The sequence below is a fragment of the Solitalea canadensis DSM 3403 genome, from assembly GCF_000242635.2.
Classification (GTDB): domain Bacteria; phylum Bacteroidota; class Bacteroidia; order Sphingobacteriales; family Sphingobacteriaceae; genus Solitalea; species Solitalea canadensis.
Window position 1 is genome coordinate 1,777,166 of sequence record NC_017770.1, and the last position, 19,872, is coordinate 1,797,037.

The following is a 19,872-nucleotide window of genomic DNA, read 5'->3' on the forward strand; positions in this document are numbered from 1 at the left end:
ATACTAAGCATTTATGTTTTTACCGAAGAATTTCTATTCTTAAGAGTAGCTTTTATATCTTCCATTAGTTCTACCTGTGTCTTTTGAATGTCAAACAGTGTTTGCATTTGTTCAACAATTAAAAGGTCGAGTTTTTGATGAAGGTTTCTGATTTCTATTTCAGCTTTTAAATTAATCAGGTAATCGTTTTGTGCACGCTGCCGGTCTTTTTCTTCTTTCCGGTTCTGGCTCATCATAATAACAGGAGCTTGTAATGCTGCCAGACATGATAAAAGCAGGTTCAGTAAAATGAAGGGATACGGAGTAAATGGGCGGCTTAACGCCTCCTCATGCATCGAATCCAGGACAAGTTGATTAAGTTTCTGTAAATGCTTATTTTCTGTTTCTAAAAGTTCTTCTAGTTTTTTTTCCTGTATTTTTTTTTGTCATTGACGAGTTGGCTATTTATTGTGTGCAATGAATAAAGGTGCCTTTATTTCACTCATTAATACATCCGCCATACTTTGATTAAAAAACATTGAGACAGGGTTTCTCCGGTAAGCGCCACATGTTACTAAAGTAATTTCTTCATCACTTTCAAGATTTAGTACAATTTCTGTTTCCGGTAAACCGGTTAAGACTGTATAATTAGCATCCGGAAAGTGTCGTTTCATAAACTCTTTAACTAATCGGCCATCCGGTATATGAAGTGATTCCTTACGTGATTTAACAGTAATAACCTTTGTATCGAGGGACTTTAAAGATGGAAGCAGGTAGCTGAGCATCTTTATTGCATAAACCGAAGAAGGTTTTCCATCATATAGTAGTACCAATTTTTCAATCGGCTTAAATTTGTTGGGAACTAATAAAACAGGACATTGTACATCACTTAACAAGTCAGTAATAAAATGAGTAGGAAGAGGTTCTGTTTTGTTTGAAAAGGTTTCATTAAAGTTGATGATCATAATGTCGGCAAAAACACTTTCGTGCAACAGGTCTCGAATTGAAAAGTTATAATCATGATGTACGCTATGATTAATTCCCGAATGCTGGCATGCCTTTTCCAATTTTTCAATTGAAAGCTGTTTAGTTACCTGGTCAGCTTCATCCAACTCTTTTAGTTTTTCTATAGGAGTGCCTTTCTTTACAACCGTTTCATATACATTGTATCCTCGCCTGGTAAAATCATCAAGAAATACACCTACTAGGTGAGCTGATTCTTGCTTGCTAAGGAATATAGAATATTCCAAAGTACTTTCAGAGAATCTGAGACAATCAAAAGCAGCGATGATCTTTTTCATGATTTGTTAATTAAAAATGAGTGATAAAGATGGGTAAATTGACACCCCTGATAAGCAAATCGGCTTTACTTGGTTGAAACAGGTATGATAACGAATTTCGTCCATAAGCACCCATGACCACTAATGCATTACTTTTGTCAAACAAATACCTGAAAATTTCATTTTTAGCACTTCCACTGACGTATGTAAATGTTATATTAATATAATAAGATTTTAACCAATTGGTTATCTTATCCTTTTCATCAAAGTCCCAGTCGTACTTAGGGTGTACTTTCAGTAAAGCGACGTGTAGTTCATTTGACATTCAAATTTGTAGGGAGTACCTCATTAATCGCTGCCTCAAAAGTGAATGTTCACCTCTGATAGTCCTTATAATAATGTCTTTCTTTTTTGAGTGTTCTTAAAGCGTAAAACAAAAAGTCAAGAGATATCCATACCATAAACCAACCAGTTGGCTCTAGCAGCAATTTTATAGACAGAGGGAATGAATAAGCACCTTCAAAGCTGATATAAGTGTTCACTGCCATAATTGCTAGGCCTACATTACTCCATTGTGTAATTTTTTAGTGAAGTCATTGGTATGTTTGTATAATAGAATCAAACCCATTTTTTTGACAATCCTTTGATTGATGAATTCAGAATCAATCGAATGACCTATTAAGTCACCCACCTTTAAGTTTTCTACATGCTTTAGCTTATTTAATTATCCTACAGGTTCTTTTAATGTTGGTTGGAATGGAAAATAGTTTGGTTCAGGTGGTCTTCTAAATTTAACTTCACTTGGGCCACCATCAATAATTAGGTGTCCTTTAGGATCATTATATCCGGAGGCAACAACAGTATTATCCTCAAAAACTAAAACAATTTCTTCTTTATATTCAATACGATGTTCGAATAACTGTTTTTTATGAGACGAATTATATGAAATTGTATCTTTATCTAAGGTTATTCTCATTCCATCAACTATGAATGTATCATTCATAGTTTCAATATTTAATGTTTGATATCCATCAAATGCCTCTAAATAAACATAAAATTCAAATATATTATGTTGCTGTATTTCCGAAATAGATTCATCTGGGAAACGAAGACCAATATGAATTAGCTGTCCAGCACGAATATGGGAATTTCTATGTTCTGAAGTTGCCGAATAAAACTTACCATTAATCAAGTATATCACAACTGTAATTCTTAAGATGTTATTCCCTTCCCACGAATGCTTTTTTGAAGTATGTGGAATCCCGAATGTTAAGTAAGCAGCTTTTAGTTTAGTCATAAAAAAATAATTAGCATTGATTTTAAATTTAATCAAATTAACTGATATTCAGCAATTTATTAATTATATCAAAGGTTAATCATAAAAAAATAAATGATTAACTTTTAATAAAACTACAGATGCCCTATGGAAATAATATTAGAGACTTAAATTGAAGAAGATTACCATTGGTTTCATAGATATAAAGGCCGATTGTTTACTTAACGATCGGCCTTTTTAATTTATTTGCTATTTTATTACTTCAATAGTCAACCAAAACGTCAAACTTTTTCTCATTTAGGCTATGATCGAACCAATCACATGTCTATTAATTGATGATGATCCAGAAGAGTTAGGAATCATTAAGTTTGCTAGATCTGTAAGCTTTCCTGAACTTGGGCTAATTTAAAAGTAGAATTCTCCCTCTCATTGACTTAATAACTGTTGAATGTGTTGTCATTATGCATGAACAACATGTCATTTTAACGAATGCTTATAATGAGATTAAAGATATTAGGGAATATTAAGCAATGAACTGATTTTCATTAATACTCCAACCAAAGTAGGTTAAACCTACATCATCCTAAATAAGCTTTGGCAAGATTTTCCTTAATTACTGATGGGTTACCCACTTCTTTTAAATTCTTCGAAAATACTCTTAAGGCATTCTTATTCATTACTTAGTTGAGTCGTTTGATGAGACTGTGATAGTTGGCAAAATATAGGATAAAACAGCTAACATTGGATCTGTAACGATTTTAATTGCAATATAGGAAATACACTATTAAAAGTATTTAAGCCCTGTAATGACATCGGTGATTAACACCGGTGCTTTTTTAGTAATTTGAGATTAATTATAGAAAATGAAAAAATTTAAACAACAGATTTCATTATTAATTAACAATGAATATGGCCTTCCGTATATTGAAGACTCCACTTTGCTGCTTTGCAATCGCATTATCGTGCTAGAAAAATAGAGGGAGACAAAATGAGTAAAAATACATTATCAACCTTCTGAAAATCTAAAGAAACTTTATGGATGTACTACAACTTATAACCCTGCTCTTACTTGTAAGTGCAGGGATTTCCTATATCAACCAGCGCTTTATCAAGCTTCCGGGAACCATAGGCATAGTGGCAATTTCCGTAGTGATTTCTGTAATTATTGTAATTGTCGGTAAAACAAATAACGAACTCGCGGCTAAGATCAGAGAGGCATCGGACAGCATGAATTTTTCAAGTATCCTGCTTGATGTAATGCTTGGTTTCCTACTTTTTGCCAGTGCATTGCATTTTGATTACCAAAAATTAAGGAAACAGCAATGGCCCGTTTTTGCTTTAAGCACTTTAGGAGTTCTGCTTTCAACGTTTTTGTTTGGGATATTCTTATATTACCTTGCAGGTTTGTTTGGCATCAACCTCCCACTGATCTATTGTTTTATTTTTGGAGCTCTGATCTCTCCGACTGACCCCATAGCTGTGGGATCAATTCTAAAACGCTCTAAAATCTCGGAAAAGCTGTCAACTGTTATTGCCGGGGAATCCCTTTTTAATGATGCAGTTGGATTGCTTGTGTTTATACTCCTACTGGAACTGGTGCAGAAACCTGGTGTAGTTATTAGTTTCAATACCATAGCAGGGCTGATTATCCATGAAGTTTTGGGTGGAATCGTTATTGGGCTTGCCATTGGATATGTTGGGTATATGCTGATTAAATCAATTAAAGATTTTCAGACCATTTTGCTTATATCCATAGCCCTAGTATTAGGCATTTCAATGCTTGCAGGTTATTTTCATGCTTCTGTACCGCTTGTAGCCGTAACAGCGGGCCTTATCATAGGCAACAACAGCTTTCATGAAGATAAAGTATCAGATGATTTCCTCCTGAGAATCTGGAAACTTATAGATGAAGTACTCAATACCATCCTCTTTGTCATGATTGGCCTGCAGATGGTAGCCATGCCTTTTTTAAGGGAATACTGGCTGCTAAGCCTTTTTGCAATTATGATAATCCTTATTGCCAGAATTATAAGTGTATCGTTACCGGCACTCTTCCTGCTAGGGAAAGTTAATTTCAATAACTTATTTATACTTAGTTGGGCAGGCCTGCGTGGTGGTATTTCTATTGCAATGGCATTATCATTGCCAGATTCGCCTTATAAGGAAGGTATACTTTCCGGTTGTTACTTTATAGTATTATTTTCTATAATTGTACAAGGATTGTCTTTAAACAAACTAATTACCGTTTTAAAAGATCGTGAAGCTTAGGCTCATGATCCTATTATGAATTTCATCAAACTAAGGCTGTTCTTAGGGCAGTCATTACCTCATTTTCAGAACTAATATGACGATCTTAAAGCACATTTTGGATAAAAACATCTCTTAAAAAATACAAAAAACCGCTTCGCTTCTCAACTTGGCGGTCATTTTGATTAGATAATTGGTTATTCCTTACTTGCTTCTTGGTTAATATAACCTTCTGCAATTTTAGTTAAAGTAATGTTGGTAGCTTTTTCATTTTCAAGGGTCTCATTCAAAAGTTTCACTACTTCAGTATGTCCCATGTTTGCTGCAAACGCTTTAAGAGTTCCATAAGTGGCAATTTCATAATGTTCTACTTTTTGTGCTGCTAATATTAAACCAGCATCTCTTACCATTGTTCCACTATCTGTGTCGCTTAAAATACTTTCTGCTTCAGAAACAAGACCTTCCATTGCATCACATTTTTTGCCACTTGCTTTTTCACCTAATAAGTCAAAAACTTGTTCTAATCTGGAAATATGATCCATGGTTTCTTGTGAATGCTTATCAAATGCTGTTGCCAATATCGATGAGGTGGATGCTTTTTTCATTTTAGGAAGGGCTTTCACTAAATGCTTCTCGGCCCAGTAAATATCCTTTAGTTCGTCTATGAAAAATTGATGAAATTCTGACTTGCTCATATCATGAGTCATCTTGTCAACTTTATTCATTCCCAACTTTTTTGATGAAGATTTACTTCTTTCTTGTGTCGTTGTCATAATTGATTGATTTTAAGTTTGTTGAATATAGTCAATCTAAAAGCATGCCTCTTTTGGAATATGCCTTCTAAGGCTATTTCCTTAATTCAACATCCTTGGAACAGGAATTAATTGCCCATGATGATCTCTTTTAGGTACTTTAATTCCATTAATTCTTTGAAATAAAAAGCCCTGATCATCAACTAATCATTGATCAGGGCAACATCTACCTATGAAGTCCTGGGAGAACTTATTATCATTTAAACCTGTTTATTCATGATTTGGTTGCATCAATTTCAAATTTGGAATGTAAACATGAGCCGATTTATCTTAATTAATGGGCTCATGTTTTACTGATGTAATGAATACTTTTACGTAATTTGAAAAAGTCTTTAATCGTATTTCTCTCCTTTTCTTCTTGTATTAAACGAACCTTAATTCATCTAAATCACCCACTGAAAATACCTTGTTTTTCTTTACTTTATTTGTGATTTCTTCTAAAATTGCATTTGAAAAATCATTAATTTGCTGAGGGATTTCCATTTGAACTATTTCATAAAAGTATTTAATTATTAAATCAGCTAACGTTTCATCATCGTTAGCATCTTTGATTAAATAATACCAAATCTGTTTTTTGATAAATGCTCTTCTTTAGCTGCTTTCGGATGTTCCTCAATCCATATATGGCAGTAAAACAAGGAAATATGTTCATTTCAAAACTATTATTAGCTGTAGAATTTTAGTATAGCCTGTAAGACTTTTTGCTAAAGGAATTTAAATTAGACATCTCCTTTTTAAGGCTTTGCTTAAATGAAGTTAAATCATCAATCCTATTGTTTTTGTACATTTATATGAATTCATTAAAATGAAGATAAATATTAATACTCAGTGAAAATTCACATCAAAAATATGGTATGTATACGCTGTAAAATGATATTGAAAGCCGAATTGGAAAAGCTGGGTTTGAATTATTCTCAATTGGAATTAGGTGAAGTTGAAATTAAGGGGAGCATTACTGAAGAACAACTAAAACAGCTCGACAAAGGGTTGCGAAAATATGAGCTGGAGTTGATGGATGATAAGAGGAGTATACTCATTGAGAAAATTAAAAGTTTAATTATCGAACTTGTTCATTACACCGATGAACAATTGAAAATAAACCTATCTGACTACCTAAGCGAAAAACTTAATCACGATTATACCTATTTAGCTAACCTTTTCTCTGAAGTGCAAGGTATCACCATTGAAAAATTCTTTATAATCCATCGTATTGAACGGGTAAAAGAATTATTGGTGTATGATGAACTGAGTTTGACAGAAATTTCATATAAACTGCATTTTAGTAGCGTTTCCCACCTTTCTAACCAATTTAAAAGAATCACCGGATTAACTCCTTCCTATTTTAAACAATTAAAACATAAAAGACGGGGCATAGTAGGTCTCGATAATGTGTGAATTATGTAATTATTAGATTTAGTTATGTAACGTTCCCGCTGGTTTATAGTGATACATTTATTCTGTAATTGTTAAACTACTATTAAAATAAAAATCATGGAAGAAACCAAATCATCAGGAACGTTCGGACAAGGAAAATGGTCTGAACAAAAAACTAAGCTTATTGCAAAGTTTCCTGTTTTAACAGATGCCGATGTTCACTACGAACAGGGTAATAGAGGAGAAATGTTGAGAAAGATTGAAACCAAATTGGGTAAAACCAAAGAGGAATTAGATTTAATTATTCAACAACTATAATTTCTATTTAATATGATAATGAGTCGAAAATCTTTTGGCTCATTATTCTTTTGAGATTTTAAAGCTATTTCTTAAACACTACAAAGGTATATTGAGTTAGAGGCATAGGCAATAGCGGGTTCAATGAATGTTTTTTAACAACTTATTTAATAAGATGAAAAAGTTAATTATGTCCTTAATTATAATAGGTTTTATAGCGGGATTGAGTGTTTTGGCCTTTGGCCGAGAGGGTTTATTAAAAATAATTGAGCCCCGGGACGTTCGGGTTTTAGCTAATAATGTAGATTCTTTAGACTATGCACAGTTTAAGAAAGATGCCCAGGAAAAAATTCAGAGTAATGATAAAGATATTGCCGATTTAAAAGCAAAAATGAAATCAAAAGCTAAAGAAGGCAATGCCAAGGCAAGTAGCCGATACAGTAAAAAAATTGAAGATCTGGAAGCTAAAAACGATGATCTGCGCCAGCGAATCACCGATTACAAATATAATAACAGTGATTGGTCGTCATTTAAGCAAAAGTTCGATCATGACATGTATGAATTAAGCAAAGCATTTAAAGGACTTACTTCCAAAAAGTAAACAAGCCCAAGGTTCACCATCATATAAAAGGGTGAACCTTTTATTATTATTAATTATTAATTATTGAATTACGTAAGGAGGGAAGCGAGGTTATTGAAAAATCAAAAGCACTTTATTGTTGAAATAATATAGTGGGGGTAAGCAAAATAATCGTTAAAAAGTCGATAGGCCATGTTAGTTAAACTTGCACTTGCCCAATATTACCAATGCTACAAACGGACGCTTTAAAATGATATAATAGGCACAATCTTTGGATTACAACAATATGCAAGGTGTAGGAGCTTTATAAGTGATCTTGAAATGGACAAGCTATTTGCGTATATTTTATTATGATGCAACTTAAGAATAACAGAAGTCGGCCTATAATTTTTTTTGCTTACATATTCTTTTGCTCATTTCCTCTCGTAGTACAAGCTGTTAACGATGCTTGGGGACTCACAAATTTTTCTTTTTACAATGACACACTTACTTCCGATTCGGGAAATAAAATGAGTTTTACCATAGATTCACTAAGATATAGCAATTCGGGAGATACACTGATTAAAATATTGAAGAATGCAGCCTATGATGTTCTAAGTGAAAGACCATATCGGCCATATCATGGTAGGGTGATTCGTGATGTTATTATCCTTCAGGTGAACGTTTTTAACAAAGACACAAAGGAAAATCGTCAACAACATAATAGCATTCTAAAACTGCAACATCTTCTGGACTTTTTGCACGTAAACACCAAAACCAAGGTTATCAAGGAAGGATTGTTTTTCAGCAAGAACGATACAGTGAGTCCATATCTTATGGCATATAACGCGTATTACCTGCGTAATTTACCCTTCTTCCAGGCAGCAGAAATTTCTATTAAACCTCTTTCACATACTAAGGACTCTGTCGATGTAGTAATCATTACTCAGGATGCTTTTGAATTCGGAGCAAGCTTTGCCAACTCAAAGGTGACACTATACAATGTCAATTTTCTGGGAGGAGGTCAGCGAGTTGACGTGGCAATGAGTATTGACAAGCATCGTAAACCTACTGTAGGAACGGCTGCTTCATATGCCAAATATAATGTGTTGGGGAGTTTTGTGGATGCAGCCATTGGCTATACCACATTAAACGACGCAGCTCCTATTGATACTGGGGTTTATGAAACTTCTTTATTTATGCATATGGACAGGCAACTCTATAAACCTACCGTGAGGATAGGTGGTGGCTTAACCATGTCATACAATTACTCCATAGATGTTGACTCCCGATCGGCTGGTTCTTATCGAAACTATGCCTACAAATATTTTGATGTTTGGGGAGCCTGGGCATTTAATGTGCAGCAACTGCTTAAAATAGGTTTTGAGAATCGTACTCGCAAAGCGATATCATTAAGGTATAGCCTTATTGATTTTAGTCGCCAACCACAGCAGCAGATTTACCGTCTAGATCCCGTTTATAACAATCGCCAATATGTAATCGGACAATACAACTTTTTCCTACAAAGCTATTTCAAAACACGTTATGTGTATGGATTTGGCCGAATAGAAGATATTCCAAGCGGCTACAATCTGGCACTAACAACAGGTGTGGAAAGATGGATTAACAGGGAACGGATTTATACAGGAGCACAATTTGAACGCTCAAAGATATTTACCAAGGGCAATTTTATGGTAACAACCATTGGCCTGGGCGGTTTTTTCAGAAATGGGTTTGAAGATGTGGTGATGGAGTTTAAAAATGATTATTACACTAAACTTTACTCCCTTAGTCGATGGAAGCTTCGTTACATGGTCGGTTTAAACTATATGATCGGAATAAATCCCCATTTTAATAAGTCGATTAACCTGAACACTGAAAAGGGCATCATAGGCTATGATTCTGAGTTGCTACATGGGTATCAGCGTATTAAGCTTACAGGTGAAGCTAATTGCTATGCTCCATTTCAGTTATTGGGGTTTAAATTTAATTTTTTTACAGTTGCCCAGGTAGCGCAGCTTGGAGACAATGATGAACTCCTTTTCGGAAACCGGCTGTACTCCGTGCTGGGAACCGGTGTACGCATTAGAAATGAAAGTCTCGCGTTTCGTACCTTAGAAATAGGGGCTTATCTCTACCCTGGAGGCCCTTCAGATATGGAAAAAACCGGTATTCAGATCAGAGGCATCCCGAATATACGATTCAGAACTACGCCCATTCAGCGTCCTGAATTTATACGCTTTGAATAAACCCGCAAGAATATAAATTCACGACTATGAATGATGGATGTGGGTTCATGATGGCTCTAAAAAAAATCACATTCAAAAAATAAGATTTGTAAAAGACTAAAAGTAAAATGAAAAAGCTTGAATAAAACAAATTTCGCCACAATCATCTATTTGAATGATACATAATTATGGCATGACCTTTAACCTGATTCCTCCTGAGATTATTCGTCATTTAATACTTGGCAAAGAGTTCAGATGGCGGATATCTTTTAGTTTAATCGGACGGATGTTATAAACTGAAAAAATAGTTATTCAAAGATGTTCTTATGCATTTGCGAGTTGCAGATTAAATTTCCGATATTATAGAAAAGAAATACCTACGATCATGTTGTCTATTACATCACTTGTTTATTTTATCATATTGACTTTATATGTATTACTAATTATTACAGTAATAATTAAAATAGTAATGGATAATAAAACTCCTGCCAAATCATTAGGGTATCTTCTTATTGTTGTGTTAATACCAGTTGCTGGGGTTATTATCTACCTATTTTTTGGGTTGAATTTCCGTAAGAAAAAACTCTATACAAAAAAAATTGAGCAGGATGAAGCGATGTTTTCAGCAACAAAGCAGCAGAAGGTTCTTGATTCAGAAAGTTTTTTGAAAAAAAACAAAGACCTATTAAAAGGTAAAGAACCCATTGTTAAATTCTTATTAAATAAGGTTTTATCTCCACTTTATCCGGTAGAAAAGATAAAGCTGCTAATTAATGGGAATGAGAAGTTTGAAATGCTGTTAGCTGAATTAGAACAAGCCAAAAACCATATCCATTTGGAATATTACATTTATGAGGATGATGTGATTGGAAATAGGATTAAAGATATTCTTATACGTAAAATTAAAGAAGGTGTAAGAGTTCGATTTATTTACGATGCTTTTGGTAGTCATGCAATTAAAAAGCAATTAGAGAAAGAATTACAGGAAGCTGGCATTGAAATTTATCCATTTTATAGTATTAAATTTTTTCTTTTATCCAATCGGATCTATTATCGTAACCACCGTAAAATCATTGTCATTGACGGAAATATAGGATTTGTTGGCGGTATAAATGTAGGGGATCGCTATCTTAATAATGGAAAGCCTAAGGAGCTTTTTTGGCGCGATACCCATTTGATGATGATGGGAGGTGCAGTAGCAGGCCTTCAATCAACATTTATTGCTGATTGGAATTTTTGCAGTGGAAGTAAATTAAAGATAACGAAAGAATTATTTCCTCATATGAAGGACTGTCAGTATGATGCTTTGGTACAAATAGCTGTCAGCGGGCCCGATTCACCAATTGCAAATATTATGTTTTCTTATTTTGCAGCTATTAATTCTGCCCTCGAAAAGTTATATATTACAACTCCTTATTTTATTCCTAATGAAAGTATTTTGGACGCTATTAAGCGCTCGGCTCTTAGTGGAGTAGATGTACGTTTATTGGTTCCTGGTGAAGGGGATTCGAAATTTGTGAACGCAGCATCTTGTTCATATTATGAAGAACTATTGAGTACAGGTGTAAGAATATTCCGATACCAAAAAGGCTTTGTTCATGCTAAAACAATAACTGTAGATGATAATTTATCTATAATTGGAACCGCAAATATGGATATAAGAAGCTTCCATTTGAACTTTGAAGTGAATGCCATGGTTTATGATAAAAGATTAAATCAGGAACTGAATACAGCATTTATAAATGATATTAAACAGAGTAAAGAGCTTAAGTTAGATGTTTGGAGCAAACGAAATCAACTGAAAAAGTTTGGTGATGCATCAGCGAGGTTAGTTTCATCACTTTTATAAAAAAATACCAATTTCAAAAATAAATGACTGTTGAAGGTTGTTAAATAAGATTCCCAACGCAAAAATCTTTAATTTATTGGTGCCTTTTAACTCATAATCTTTTAAGAATACGCATAATAACCGAGTCGTTGATTTTTATATATTGACAAATCATGTTGATATGGTTATTGGTAGTAAGATAGTAACGCCGCAAAGATTGTATTAGCAACTGATTGACTCTGAGGATATCAAAAAAATCCGGGCCTATTTTCAAAACCTTTAATTCATCCTTCTTTAAACAATATATAGTTCCTTGTCACCAGGTCTGGGCAGGTAGATTTGCTTGCTCATTACCAGTTTTACCAGGTAGGCCGCCTTCTGTTGTTTAATTGATTTTCTTTGAGTTTGCGGTAAGCCTGTCGGTCTATCCCAAACAAATGTTCAGCCAGATCAATCGTCCTTCAAAAATAATCTCTTTTTAAACGCAAAGAATCGTTGTGTGTTGATAATGTGTGAATTATGTAACTATTATATTTAGTTATGTAACGTTCCCGTTGGTTTATAGTGGTACATTTATTCTATAATTGTTAAACTACTATTAAGATAAAAATCATGGAAGAAACCAAATCATCAGGAACGTTCGGACAAAGAAAATGGTCTGAACAAAAAACTAAGCTTATTGCAAAGTTTCCTGTTTTAACAGATGCCGATGTTCATTACGAACTGGGGAATAGAGAAAAAATGTTAAGAAAAATTGAAACCAAATTGGGTAAAACCAAAGAGGAATTAAATTTAATTATTCAACAACTATAATTTCTATTTAATATGATAATGGGTCAATATCTTTTGGCTCATTATTCTTTTGAGATTTTAAAGCTATTTCTTAAATGCTAGAAAGGTATATTAAGATGAGATTTAATTAATAGCAAACGGCTTATGTGCAGTGAGTAAAGGAGAACAGAAAATGGACAGAGGTGAAGTTGAAAAATCAAAAGCACTCATCATTGTTGAAATAATAGAGTACTTATCGAATGCGGTTGTAAGCAAAACAATCATCAAAAAGTCGACCGGCAATATTAGTGTACTTTCATTTGATACCGGCGAAATGTTAACTGAAAAAATTTCTCCATTTGATACGTTTGCTCAAATAATAGAAGGCAATGCGGAAGTAATTATTGATGGTAAGTTGAACTTATTAACGACAGGGCAATCGATCATTATACCTGCACACTCACCCAATAGTATAAAAGCAAATGAGCGCTTTAAAATGATAGTAACGGTTATAAAAAGCGGATATGAGTAAATGAAAATAAAAATAAATGTGTTAAACAGGATTAGCAAATTTAAAAATTAAAATCATGGGAAATTTATTGTATATACTGGCTGTACTATTGATAATAGGATGGCTAATTGGTTTTTTTGCTTTTCATGCAAGTGGTCTCATTCACATACTGTTAGTTATTGCTTTAGTTGCAATAATTATAAGGGTCTTGAAGGGCAGAACTGTCGTTTGATTATGAATTAATTCTGTAGAAGAATTATAATGGAAGTTCAAGGCAGAAGATGATCAGATGAAGAAACTGCACCCGTTAGTATTAGATTAGTAAATGGCGCCATCAAAGAAAATAAAACTCCAGCATCCTCCGGAGGAGCTCTTTTCCAAGAGGGCGAGAACTTTCTGATAAGGTAGTACAATTTGGTGGTAGCTGGAAGTTTATTATTCTATTTGGAATTGTGCTGGTTGGCTGGATTTTATATAATGTTTTTACCAGGAGGAAATAAAAGAAAACAATGAATACACTCTCTTTAAATAAAAGTTTGATGCAAGACATAATTACTGCATTAGTTGAGATGGAAGAACTTTGTCCTGAATTGTATTTGTTTATAGATGAAACACCTCAATTAATTAGTGATAGTGATATAACCGAAAACGGACCTAGCATTATTGCTTTGCAAGAATATTTGCAAACATTAAAGTGTCAATTAGTAAAAGCCGGCAACACTTCAAAATTAATTTATAATGCATGAATTTGTACGGCGAAAGAAAAAGAATATAACTGTTGGCTAAGTATGAATGTTCTGTTAAACACGGAATAATACCAGTTAAACAGCTTGGTAAAACCAGACTGGATATGGACTTCCCATAAACGAATCCTACGACCCCGACAGAAAACAAAAAGCTCAATTATGCAAATGGTTGAGACATAGTCATCGTTGCCGACGACGATTAATTGCCTCGTAAACTGTTCTTTGTAAGGTTACTTTCAGGTTTAATCAGCGCATTCCTTTTACCAAATGGCCCAATTTTTCCAGTGCTTGTTTTACGCTTTCGTTCCATATTGATCCGTAGTTTAATCGCAGACAGTTTTGAAACTGATTTTGAAGTGTAAAAATCCTGCCAGGTGCAATACTTATTCTATGACGTAACGCTTTGTCATATAAAACAGAAGTATCTTTTTTTTTATCCATTTCAAGCCATAAAGTGAATCCTCCCTGGGGACGATTGACTTTTGTGTTTTTTGGAAAATTTTCACCTATCGTTCGTATAAAATTTAAACAGTTCCCCTGAAGTGTGCGACGCATGCTACGCAGATGGTTCTCATATCGACCATTTTCCAGGAAATTTGCAATTACTTCCTGGGTAATCGATGTGGAAGAAATAGCGTGTGTTAGTTTTAATTGAATAACCTGTTCCTTAAATTTTCCGGGAGCTACCCAACCAACCCTATAACCTGGTGCTAATGTTTTAGACATCGATCCACACCATAAAACTATTCCCTCTGAATCAAATGCTTTACATGGTTTTGGACGAGCTGTACCAAAATAGAGATCTCCATAAAGATCATCTTCAATCAGGGGTATGCCTTGCTCTGTGAGCATGCGCACAACTGCAATTTTGTTTTCCTCAGGCATACAGCTGCCTAATGGATTACTGAAATTACTGACCAATACGCACGCATTTATTTTAGGTAACACTTTTTTCAAAGCATCTGGTTCTATACCTGTTATGGGGTGGGTTGGTAACTCCATTATTTTCAACCCAAGACTTTTAGCAAGTTGCAGGATTCCGAAATATGCTGGGCTTTCTACTGCTATGGTATCACCATGTTTAGTAGTAGCCATCAGGCAATAAAAGAGTGCATTGATAGCCCCCGAAGTACTAACAATATCTTCTGCTGTTAAACCTCCTTCCCAAGCAAATGCCCAGCGAGCAATGTTCTTGCGCAGTTTTAGGTTTCCTTGCGTGTCTTCATATGCTGTACCACTCCCTTGAAGCGAACGCATTGCATTTACAAGCTCCTTGTTCAATTTTGCAACGGGCAACAATCGTTCATCAGGTATACCGACAGATAGATTAATCATAGAAGGGTCGACTAATGAATCATGGACTTTCTTAATTAAGGCTTCAGTGTCCAACAACCCGGCTAAAGGACTTGGTTGACTTATCGTAGGTATTGTTAATCTGTACTGACATGAATTGCTAACAAAGAAGCCCGATTTTGGTCTTGATTCAATCATACCTTTTCGTTCCAGCTCCAAGTATGCTTGTATTGATGTATTCATGCTAACCCCATACTCAGTGCAAATAGTGCGTAGTGAAGGCAATTTTTCGCCAATTTTCCATCCACCGCTTCTTATTTGTTTTTCTAACGTAAAGGCTATTCTCACATACAATGGTTCTTTATCCATAACTAATTATCTGTACTCATCAAAATTAATAAAACTGTATCTGTACTCATGTTTATGTATTAATTAATTTTGTACTAATGAAAAAATAAAAACTAATATTTATTAAACTTGATGAAGATGAATATTCTAGCTAAAGAAAATTACTATAAGGCCATACCTTATCTCGCAGAGATAACCATCAATAATTTGTTTGCCCAATCTGTGATTGAACAAAAAATAGCAGGGAAAGTCTATGTTGATGATAGCGAAAATCCCAAGACGTTTTATGTAATTCATCCTTATGGAATGACGCTTCTTTTTGGGGAAAGTGGGAATACGAGATTTAATAAAAGCTTTCGGGATTATGCCTTAAACAAGGATAACAATAGAGATATCTATGAATGGATGCAAGCCTTTCCTGATACATGGCATATTGAATTAAAGGAACTCTTCGAAGGACATCTGATTAAGTCGGATGAAATGAACGGATGCTTTGACAAGGGAATAGTGGAACTTAATACAAGGGTCAATTTTAAATTCGATAAGAGTCTATATCTAAATAGAAAGAAAACTAGCCTTTATTCAGGTGTAAAAATTATAAGAACAGATCGGCAGATTTTAAGAGCAATGAAAGGGAGTGTTGTTCCTGAATATTTTTGGGAAAGTGAAGATGATTTTTTGGAAAAAGGTATCGGGTTTAGTCTTTTACATCAGGGGGAATTAGCATCAACAGCTTTTTCAGCACTAATTCATCATGACAAACTGGAATTAGGTATTGAAACAGTAGCTGAATTTAGGGGAATGGGGTTCGCTGAACAAAGTTGTTCAGCATTGATCGATTATTGTATAAAAAATCAGTTAGAGCCAGTTTGGGCTTGTCGACTAGAAAACGTCGGTTCCTATAAGTTAGCTCAAAAACTCGGTTTTGTCCCATCTGCAATGATTCCCTATTATAGATTGGGTAGATGATCAAATAGGTATAATTAACATTAATAGGGGGTAAATTAGGAGAAAATTCTCTTTATAGAAATGTATCCCCAAAAACTACAGAATGTTTTTCTGAGGAATATTTCAAAATTGAGTTAAAGGTTGGTAGCTTCTCAACATTATTTTGTAAGTTTCTTCCCCAAAAACACATTAGCTACCATAAAAATAGTTAGTTGTGATGATCTCAAAAGATTGCATAAATAAATCAACATATGAAAAATAAGGAATGTCATAAATTAAAAACAGTAATGAAAAACCTTTTTACTTTGCTTATTAGTCTTTCACTGTTAGTGTCTTGTTCTCAAACAAAGACAGACAATCTGCAATGGTACGAAGATCAGGTCATTGAACAAGTGATAGCAGATTCTGACTCCACATACATCATACAAATAGGAATGATGGCACAAGCATTTCATTTAGATAAACAAAATGAAAACTTTGAAAGCAATCTGAATCTGTTGCAGGAGAGTCTTTCAAACAAAAGAAAGATAACTATTGGAGTGGAAAAAGGCTCAGCGAAAATTATAAGCGTTAAAAAATAGTAATGGGGCTAAACTATCTAATAATAATAATAGTATCCTGATGTAGATTAAACTGTTTTTTAAATCAACATGTTCATAAAATAAAAGACTTAAGCATAATACCTACGATTGCCGCCATGGCAATAATGTATGGTTCTTGAATTTTCTTTAAATAAATTAACAGTACTACCGTAACAGCAGCAATTAATGCAGTTGGAATATCAATTATAGATCGACTTGCAATTACAAGAACAGCACCTACTAATGCCCCTATAACAGCGGCAGTAATTCCGTCGACAAAAGCTTTAATGCTTTTATTCTTGGCAATTCTTTTAAAGTACGGAGCTGGAATAATTGTAAATAAATAGCAGGGAAGAAATGTAGCTAAAGCTGCCACAATAGCACCAGGTAGTCCTGCTACTAAATAACCAATAAATCCAACGGTAATTACTACAGGTCCGGGAGTGATCATTGCCACAGCAACGGCATCAACAAACTGTTGTTCAGTTAACCATTTGTATTCAGTAACCACCCCTCCGTGTAAAAAGGGAACAATTGCAAGTCCGCTACCAAATACAAATGCTCCGGCTTTGGTAAAAAACCATGCAATTTTACCTAAAATACTCCAATCAACTTTTTCAACACTGAAGACGACTAAGAAAACCGAGTTAACAACAACAGGTTTCTTTATCCATTTAGGAGGTGCTTTCACCATCATATAAATAAGTCCGGCTGTAATAAATAACATAACTTCTTCAGATTGAGTAATTACGGTAATAATTGCAGCAATGAGGTAGAATAGCCATAGCAGCCAATTTTCCTTAATTGCTTCAACTTTAAATTTACCAACTGATTTAATGGTGAGTTTATAAGCACTCATGGCAATAATACCAATGACAGCCGCGCCAACTCCATAAAACACGGCCTGTATCCAAGGTATACCTCCAAACATTTTGTAAGCAATACCCAACAGTACAACCATAATAAAAGAAGGAAGAACAAAAGCAATTCCGATAAGTGTAGCTCCCCCAATACCATAATGGACAAAGCCCAGGTAAATTCCTAACTGTGCGGCCAAAGGCCCGGGAGCTAATTGGGCCAATGCCAACCCTTCTTTGTATTCCTCTTCAGAAATCCATTTCCGTTTTTCTACCAGATCACGGTGCATGTAACCCGCTAATGCAACAGGGCCGCCAAAACCTGCATAGCCCAGGTAAAGAAAATACTTAACTAATTGCCAGAGCGAATAAGTCGGTTTCGTAGTTGTTAAAGATTCGGATTCCATGTGTGTTTTTCGTTTTGAACAAATTTGGCCCAGGAATAAAGAGCGTCATAAACTTTCATTCCCAATTGTAACATGTCATAATCGTTATGAATATTGTAGGAGAGTCCCGCGGAAATAGCCCAAAGTCCAGCTGCTTGCGGTGCCAGGTCGAACCTGTCGGTATCGGCTCCTCGAACAATTAGTGCAAGTTGTAGTAATGCTGTGTCAGTAAGATTGTATTTTTTGATGATGTAGTCAAAGGTGCACTCCTCACCATAATGAGAATATTCCGCTCCTGGTATATCGTAAGGAATTGCCTTGAATTCGGCTGCTTTATCAAACACCTCTTCCTTGGCAACATAAATGAACTCCGCATCCTTATCCACAAAATTCTTAATGAGCCAGGGACAGGCAATCCTGTCTATCTTTGGCCGTTCACGGGTTATCCATTTCATAGCACAACATATTAGCTATCCAAAGTTCTTTAACCCTTTGCTAAAAAAATAGAATCCCTTTAACCTTTTGTATTTATTTTACTTTTTACAATACTTTTTTTGTAGTCAGAAGGGTTTTGACCAGTGTGTTTTTTGAAAATACGGGTAAAATGACTTTGATCAGAGAAACCTGTTAAATAGGCAATTTGGGATAAGGAATGATTACCCGACTCAAGGAGTTTAATGGCCTTTTCAATACGAAGTTTTCGGATATAATCACCAAAAGTTAGGTCATCAAAATGTTTTGAAAATTCGCGTGATAAATAGGCAGGATGTACATTTAACTCTTTTGAAACCCCCTTCAGGCTTAAACTTAAATTAATATCAATCTGATCCTGAATGATTTCTTTCAATTCAATTACCCAATCCGGTATCTTTTTTTGAGACCCCTTTTTTTGATGAAGATATTTGTTGTAAATTTCTAACAATAGATATTCAACAGGGTTTTGCGTGTGTTTTTCATTTTGATGGTATTTTGCCCAGCTGTACAATGCATCATAAATGAGCATGCCTTTTTCAAGCAGTTCATAATCATCTTTTGTGTTATGAGCAAGGCCGGCAGAAATGGCCCATAAGCCCGAAGCCTGACTGGCTAAATGATGGGCATCCGTATCGGCTCCACGAACAATGGGAGCCATCACTTGTAATGATGGGTCTTTGAGCTTATACTTTTCCAGGAAATAGTCAAATGTACATTTATCATTATAATGAGTAAACTCTACATCCGGTACGTCAAATGGAATTGCATTTAGTTCTTGCGATCTTGCGATCACCTCCTTAAAAGGAACATATATAAATTCCGCTTCGTTGTCGATGAATCTTTTGATAAGCCATGGACAGGCAATGCGGTCAATTTTGGGTCGTTCACGGGTGATCCATTTCATATGCTATTAACTGGAAAATTACATTATAGGAACGTTAGGCTACTGAATAGTTTCTTCAACTTAAAACTAAATATTTTAATTTTTTTTTGATAAAAACCTATAATTGTTAAAAATGCAAGATTTTAAAAAAAAACAGAAATTGGAGCAGTAGCCTATTTTCGCCATTTGTCGTT

General features: G+C 34.6%; 21 protein-coding genes. 12 read left to right on the top strand and 9 right to left on the bottom strand.

The features are described from left to right. Positions 1-11: 11 nt before the first annotated feature. From SOLCA_RS07210 to SOLCA_RS07225, 4 genes are all read right to left on the bottom strand, one after another. On the bottom strand, positions 12-335 hold the full coding sequence (locus SOLCA_RS07210) for a DUF1003 domain-containing protein (RefSeq protein WP_081479980.1): 324 nt from the start codon (positions 333-335) through the stop codon (positions 12-14). Between the two features lie 105 nt (positions 336-440). Then, the gene (locus tag SOLCA_RS07215; RefSeq protein ID WP_014679782.1) at positions 441-1,280 is read right to left on the bottom strand and encodes a hypothetical protein; all 840 of its coding nucleotides are present in this window, start codon (positions 1,278-1,280) and stop codon (positions 441-443) included. A 10-nt stretch (positions 1,281-1,290) separates the two neighbouring features. Continuing rightward, the gene (locus tag SOLCA_RS07220) at positions 1,291-1,584 is read right to left on the bottom strand and encodes a universal stress protein (RefSeq protein WP_042479474.1); all 294 of its coding nucleotides are present in this window, start codon (positions 1,582-1,584) and stop codon (positions 1,291-1,293) included. A 399-nt stretch (positions 1,585-1,983) separates the two neighbouring features. Further along, on the bottom strand, positions 1,984-2,556 hold the full coding sequence (locus SOLCA_RS07225) for a hypothetical protein (protein ID WP_014679783.1): 573 nt from the start codon (positions 2,554-2,556) through the stop codon (positions 1,984-1,986). Between the two features lie 1,014 nt (positions 2,557-3,570). Here SOLCA_RS07225 and SOLCA_RS07230 point away from each other — a divergent pair. Beyond that, a complete protein-coding gene (locus tag SOLCA_RS07230; protein WP_014679785.1) occupies positions 3,571-4,803 on the top strand; it encodes a cation:proton antiporter in 1,233 nt (410 codons plus the stop codon). Positions 4,804-4,979: 176 nt separating this feature from the next. On the opposite strand, the gene SOLCA_RS07235 is transcribed toward SOLCA_RS07230, so the two are convergent. Then, positions 4,980-5,555, bottom strand: coding sequence for a YciE/YciF ferroxidase family protein (locus SOLCA_RS07235; RefSeq protein WP_014679786.1), 576 nt, complete (start codon positions 5,553-5,555; stop codon positions 4,980-4,982). A 909-nt stretch (positions 5,556-6,464) separates the two neighbouring features. Here SOLCA_RS07235 and SOLCA_RS07240 point away from each other — a divergent pair. The 9 genes from SOLCA_RS07240 (at position 6,465) to SOLCA_RS07275 (ending at position 13,908) form a co-directional block, all read left to right on the top strand. Beyond that, positions 6,465-6,989: a helix-turn-helix domain-containing protein gene (locus SOLCA_RS07240; protein ID WP_014679788.1), complete on the top strand. Its 525-nt coding sequence runs from the start codon at positions 6,465-6,467 to the stop codon at positions 6,987-6,989. Positions 6,990-7,085: 96 nt separating this feature from the next. After that, entirely contained in the window at positions 7,086-7,286 is a 201-nt protein-coding gene (locus SOLCA_RS07245) for a hypothetical protein (protein WP_014679789.1), read from the top strand. A gap of 154 nt (positions 7,287-7,440) precedes the next feature. Next, positions 7,441-7,866, top strand: a complete 426-nt coding sequence (locus tag SOLCA_RS07250) for a hypothetical protein (RefSeq protein ID WP_014679790.1) — start codon at positions 7,441-7,443, stop codon at positions 7,864-7,866. A 488-nt stretch (positions 7,867-8,354) separates the two neighbouring features. Further along, on the top strand, positions 8,355-10,073 hold the full coding sequence (locus SOLCA_RS07255) for a hypothetical protein (RefSeq protein ID WP_157604525.1): 1,719 nt from the start codon (positions 8,355-8,357) through the stop codon (positions 10,071-10,073). Positions 10,074-10,437: 364 nt separating this feature from the next. Continuing rightward, a complete protein-coding gene (gene cls, locus SOLCA_RS07260; protein ID WP_042479479.1) occupies positions 10,438-11,901 on the top strand; it encodes a cardiolipin synthase in 1,464 nt (487 codons plus the stop codon). Positions 11,902-12,492: 591 nt separating this feature from the next. Next, positions 12,493-12,693, top strand: coding sequence for a hypothetical protein (locus SOLCA_RS07265; protein WP_014679793.1), 201 nt, complete (start codon positions 12,493-12,495; stop codon positions 12,691-12,693). Positions 12,694-12,844: 151 nt separating this feature from the next. Next, positions 12,845-13,183 (top strand): cupin domain-containing protein, encoded by a 339-nt coding sequence (locus SOLCA_RS07270; RefSeq protein ID WP_014679794.1) that lies wholly within the window; start codon positions 12,845-12,847, stop codon positions 13,181-13,183. A 55-nt stretch (positions 13,184-13,238) separates the two neighbouring features. Beyond that, entirely contained in the window at positions 13,239-13,394 is a 156-nt protein-coding gene (locus SOLCA_RS23085) for a lmo0937 family membrane protein (protein WP_014679795.1), read from the top strand. Positions 13,395-13,671: 277 nt separating this feature from the next. Further along, positions 13,672-13,908, top strand: a complete 237-nt coding sequence (locus SOLCA_RS07275; protein ID WP_042479480.1) for a hypothetical protein — start codon at positions 13,672-13,674, stop codon at positions 13,906-13,908. A gap of 246 nt (positions 13,909-14,154) precedes the next feature. Here the strand turns inward: SOLCA_RS07275 and SOLCA_RS07280 are convergent, their stop codons facing one another. Beyond that, the gene (locus SOLCA_RS07280) at positions 14,155-15,570 is read right to left on the bottom strand and encodes an aminotransferase-like domain-containing protein (RefSeq protein ID WP_014679797.1); all 1,416 of its coding nucleotides are present in this window, start codon (positions 15,568-15,570) and stop codon (positions 14,155-14,157) included. A 117-nt stretch (positions 15,571-15,687) separates the two neighbouring features. On the opposite strand from SOLCA_RS07280, the gene SOLCA_RS07285 reads away from it, so the two are divergent. Together SOLCA_RS07285 and SOLCA_RS07290 are read left to right on the top strand one after the other, a co-directional pair. After that, positions 15,688-16,518: a GNAT family N-acetyltransferase gene (locus SOLCA_RS07285; RefSeq protein ID WP_014679798.1), complete on the top strand. Its 831-nt coding sequence runs from the start codon at positions 15,688-15,690 to the stop codon at positions 16,516-16,518. Positions 16,519-16,748: 230 nt separating this feature from the next. Then, positions 16,749-17,078, top strand: a complete 330-nt coding sequence (locus tag SOLCA_RS07290) for a hypothetical protein (protein WP_014679799.1) — start codon at positions 16,749-16,751, stop codon at positions 17,076-17,078. 73 nt (positions 17,079-17,151) lie between these two features. Here SOLCA_RS07290 and SOLCA_RS07295 read toward each other — a convergent pair whose 3' ends face one another. Genes SOLCA_RS07295 through SOLCA_RS07305 form a run of 3 tightly spaced genes read right to left on the bottom strand, consistent with a single transcriptional unit; the run spans position 17,152 to position 19,699 of the window. Continuing rightward, on the bottom strand, positions 17,152-18,342 hold the full coding sequence (locus SOLCA_RS07295; protein ID WP_014679800.1) for a chromate transporter: 1,191 nt from the start codon (positions 18,340-18,342) through the stop codon (positions 17,152-17,154). After that, the gene (locus SOLCA_RS07300; protein WP_014679801.1) at positions 18,324-18,776 is read right to left on the bottom strand and encodes a chromate resistance protein ChrB domain-containing protein; all 453 of its coding nucleotides are present in this window, start codon (positions 18,774-18,776) and stop codon (positions 18,324-18,326) included. Before SOLCA_RS07300 ends, SOLCA_RS07295 begins: the two co-directional genes overlap by 19 nt. Positions 18,777-18,835: 59 nt before the next feature. Further along, positions 18,836-19,699, bottom strand: coding sequence for a chromate resistance protein ChrB domain-containing protein (locus SOLCA_RS07305; RefSeq protein ID WP_014679802.1), 864 nt, complete (start codon positions 19,697-19,699; stop codon positions 18,836-18,838). Positions 19,700-19,872: the final 173 nt, after the last annotated feature.

Excerpts from the sequence above, each read along its gene's own strand:
- SOLCA_RS07210 (WP_081479980.1), bottom strand. The coding sequence starts at position 335 with ATGCATGAGGAGGCGTTAAGCCGCCCATTTACTCCGTATCCCTTCATT.
- SOLCA_RS07215 (WP_014679782.1), bottom strand. The coding sequence starts at position 1,280 with ATGAAAAAGATCATCGCTGCTTTTGATTGTCTCAGATTCTCTGAAAGT.
- SOLCA_RS07220 (WP_042479474.1), bottom strand. The coding sequence starts at position 1,584 with ATGTCAAATGAACTACACGTCGCTTTACTGAAAGTACACCCTAAGTAC.
- SOLCA_RS07225 (WP_014679783.1), bottom strand. The coding sequence starts at position 2,556 with ATGACTAAACTAAAAGCTGCTTACTTAACATTCGGGATTCCACATACT.
- SOLCA_RS07230 (WP_014679785.1), top strand. The coding sequence starts at position 3,571 with ATGGATGTACTACAACTTATAACCCTGCTCTTACTTGTAAGTGCAGGG.
- SOLCA_RS07235 (WP_014679786.1), bottom strand. The coding sequence starts at position 5,555 with ATGACAACGACACAAGAAAGAAGTAAATCTTCATCAAAAAAGTTGGGA.
- SOLCA_RS07240 (WP_014679788.1), top strand. The coding sequence starts at position 6,465 with ATGATATTGAAAGCCGAATTGGAAAAGCTGGGTTTGAATTATTCTCAA.
- SOLCA_RS07245 (WP_014679789.1), top strand. The coding sequence starts at position 7,086 with ATGGAAGAAACCAAATCATCAGGAACGTTCGGACAAGGAAAATGGTCT.
- SOLCA_RS07250 (WP_014679790.1), top strand. The coding sequence starts at position 7,441 with ATGAAAAAGTTAATTATGTCCTTAATTATAATAGGTTTTATAGCGGGA.
- SOLCA_RS07255 (WP_157604525.1), top strand. The coding sequence starts at position 8,355 with ATGAGTTTTACCATAGATTCACTAAGATATAGCAATTCGGGAGATACA.
- cls (WP_042479479.1), top strand. The coding sequence starts at position 10,438 with ATGTTGTCTATTACATCACTTGTTTATTTTATCATATTGACTTTATAT.
- SOLCA_RS07265 (WP_014679793.1), top strand. The coding sequence starts at position 12,493 with ATGGAAGAAACCAAATCATCAGGAACGTTCGGACAAAGAAAATGGTCT.
- SOLCA_RS07270 (WP_014679794.1), top strand. The coding sequence starts at position 12,845 with ATGGACAGAGGTGAAGTTGAAAAATCAAAAGCACTCATCATTGTTGAA.
- SOLCA_RS23085 (WP_014679795.1), top strand. The coding sequence starts at position 13,239 with ATGGGAAATTTATTGTATATACTGGCTGTACTATTGATAATAGGATGG.
- SOLCA_RS07275 (WP_042479480.1), top strand. The coding sequence starts at position 13,672 with ATGAATACACTCTCTTTAAATAAAAGTTTGATGCAAGACATAATTACT.
- SOLCA_RS07280 (WP_014679797.1), bottom strand. The coding sequence starts at position 15,570 with ATGGATAAAGAACCATTGTATGTGAGAATAGCCTTTACGTTAGAAAAA.
- SOLCA_RS07285 (WP_014679798.1), top strand. The coding sequence starts at position 15,688 with ATGAATATTCTAGCTAAAGAAAATTACTATAAGGCCATACCTTATCTC.
- SOLCA_RS07290 (WP_014679799.1), top strand. The coding sequence starts at position 16,749 with ATGAAAAATAAGGAATGTCATAAATTAAAAACAGTAATGAAAAACCTT.
- SOLCA_RS07295 (WP_014679800.1), bottom strand. The coding sequence starts at position 18,342 with ATGGAATCCGAATCTTTAACAACTACGAAACCGACTTATTCGCTCTGG.
- SOLCA_RS07300 (WP_014679801.1), bottom strand. The coding sequence starts at position 18,776 with ATGAAATGGATAACCCGTGAACGGCCAAAGATAGACAGGATTGCCTGT.
- SOLCA_RS07305 (WP_014679802.1), bottom strand. The coding sequence starts at position 19,699 with ATGAAATGGATCACCCGTGAACGACCCAAAATTGACCGCATTGCCTGT.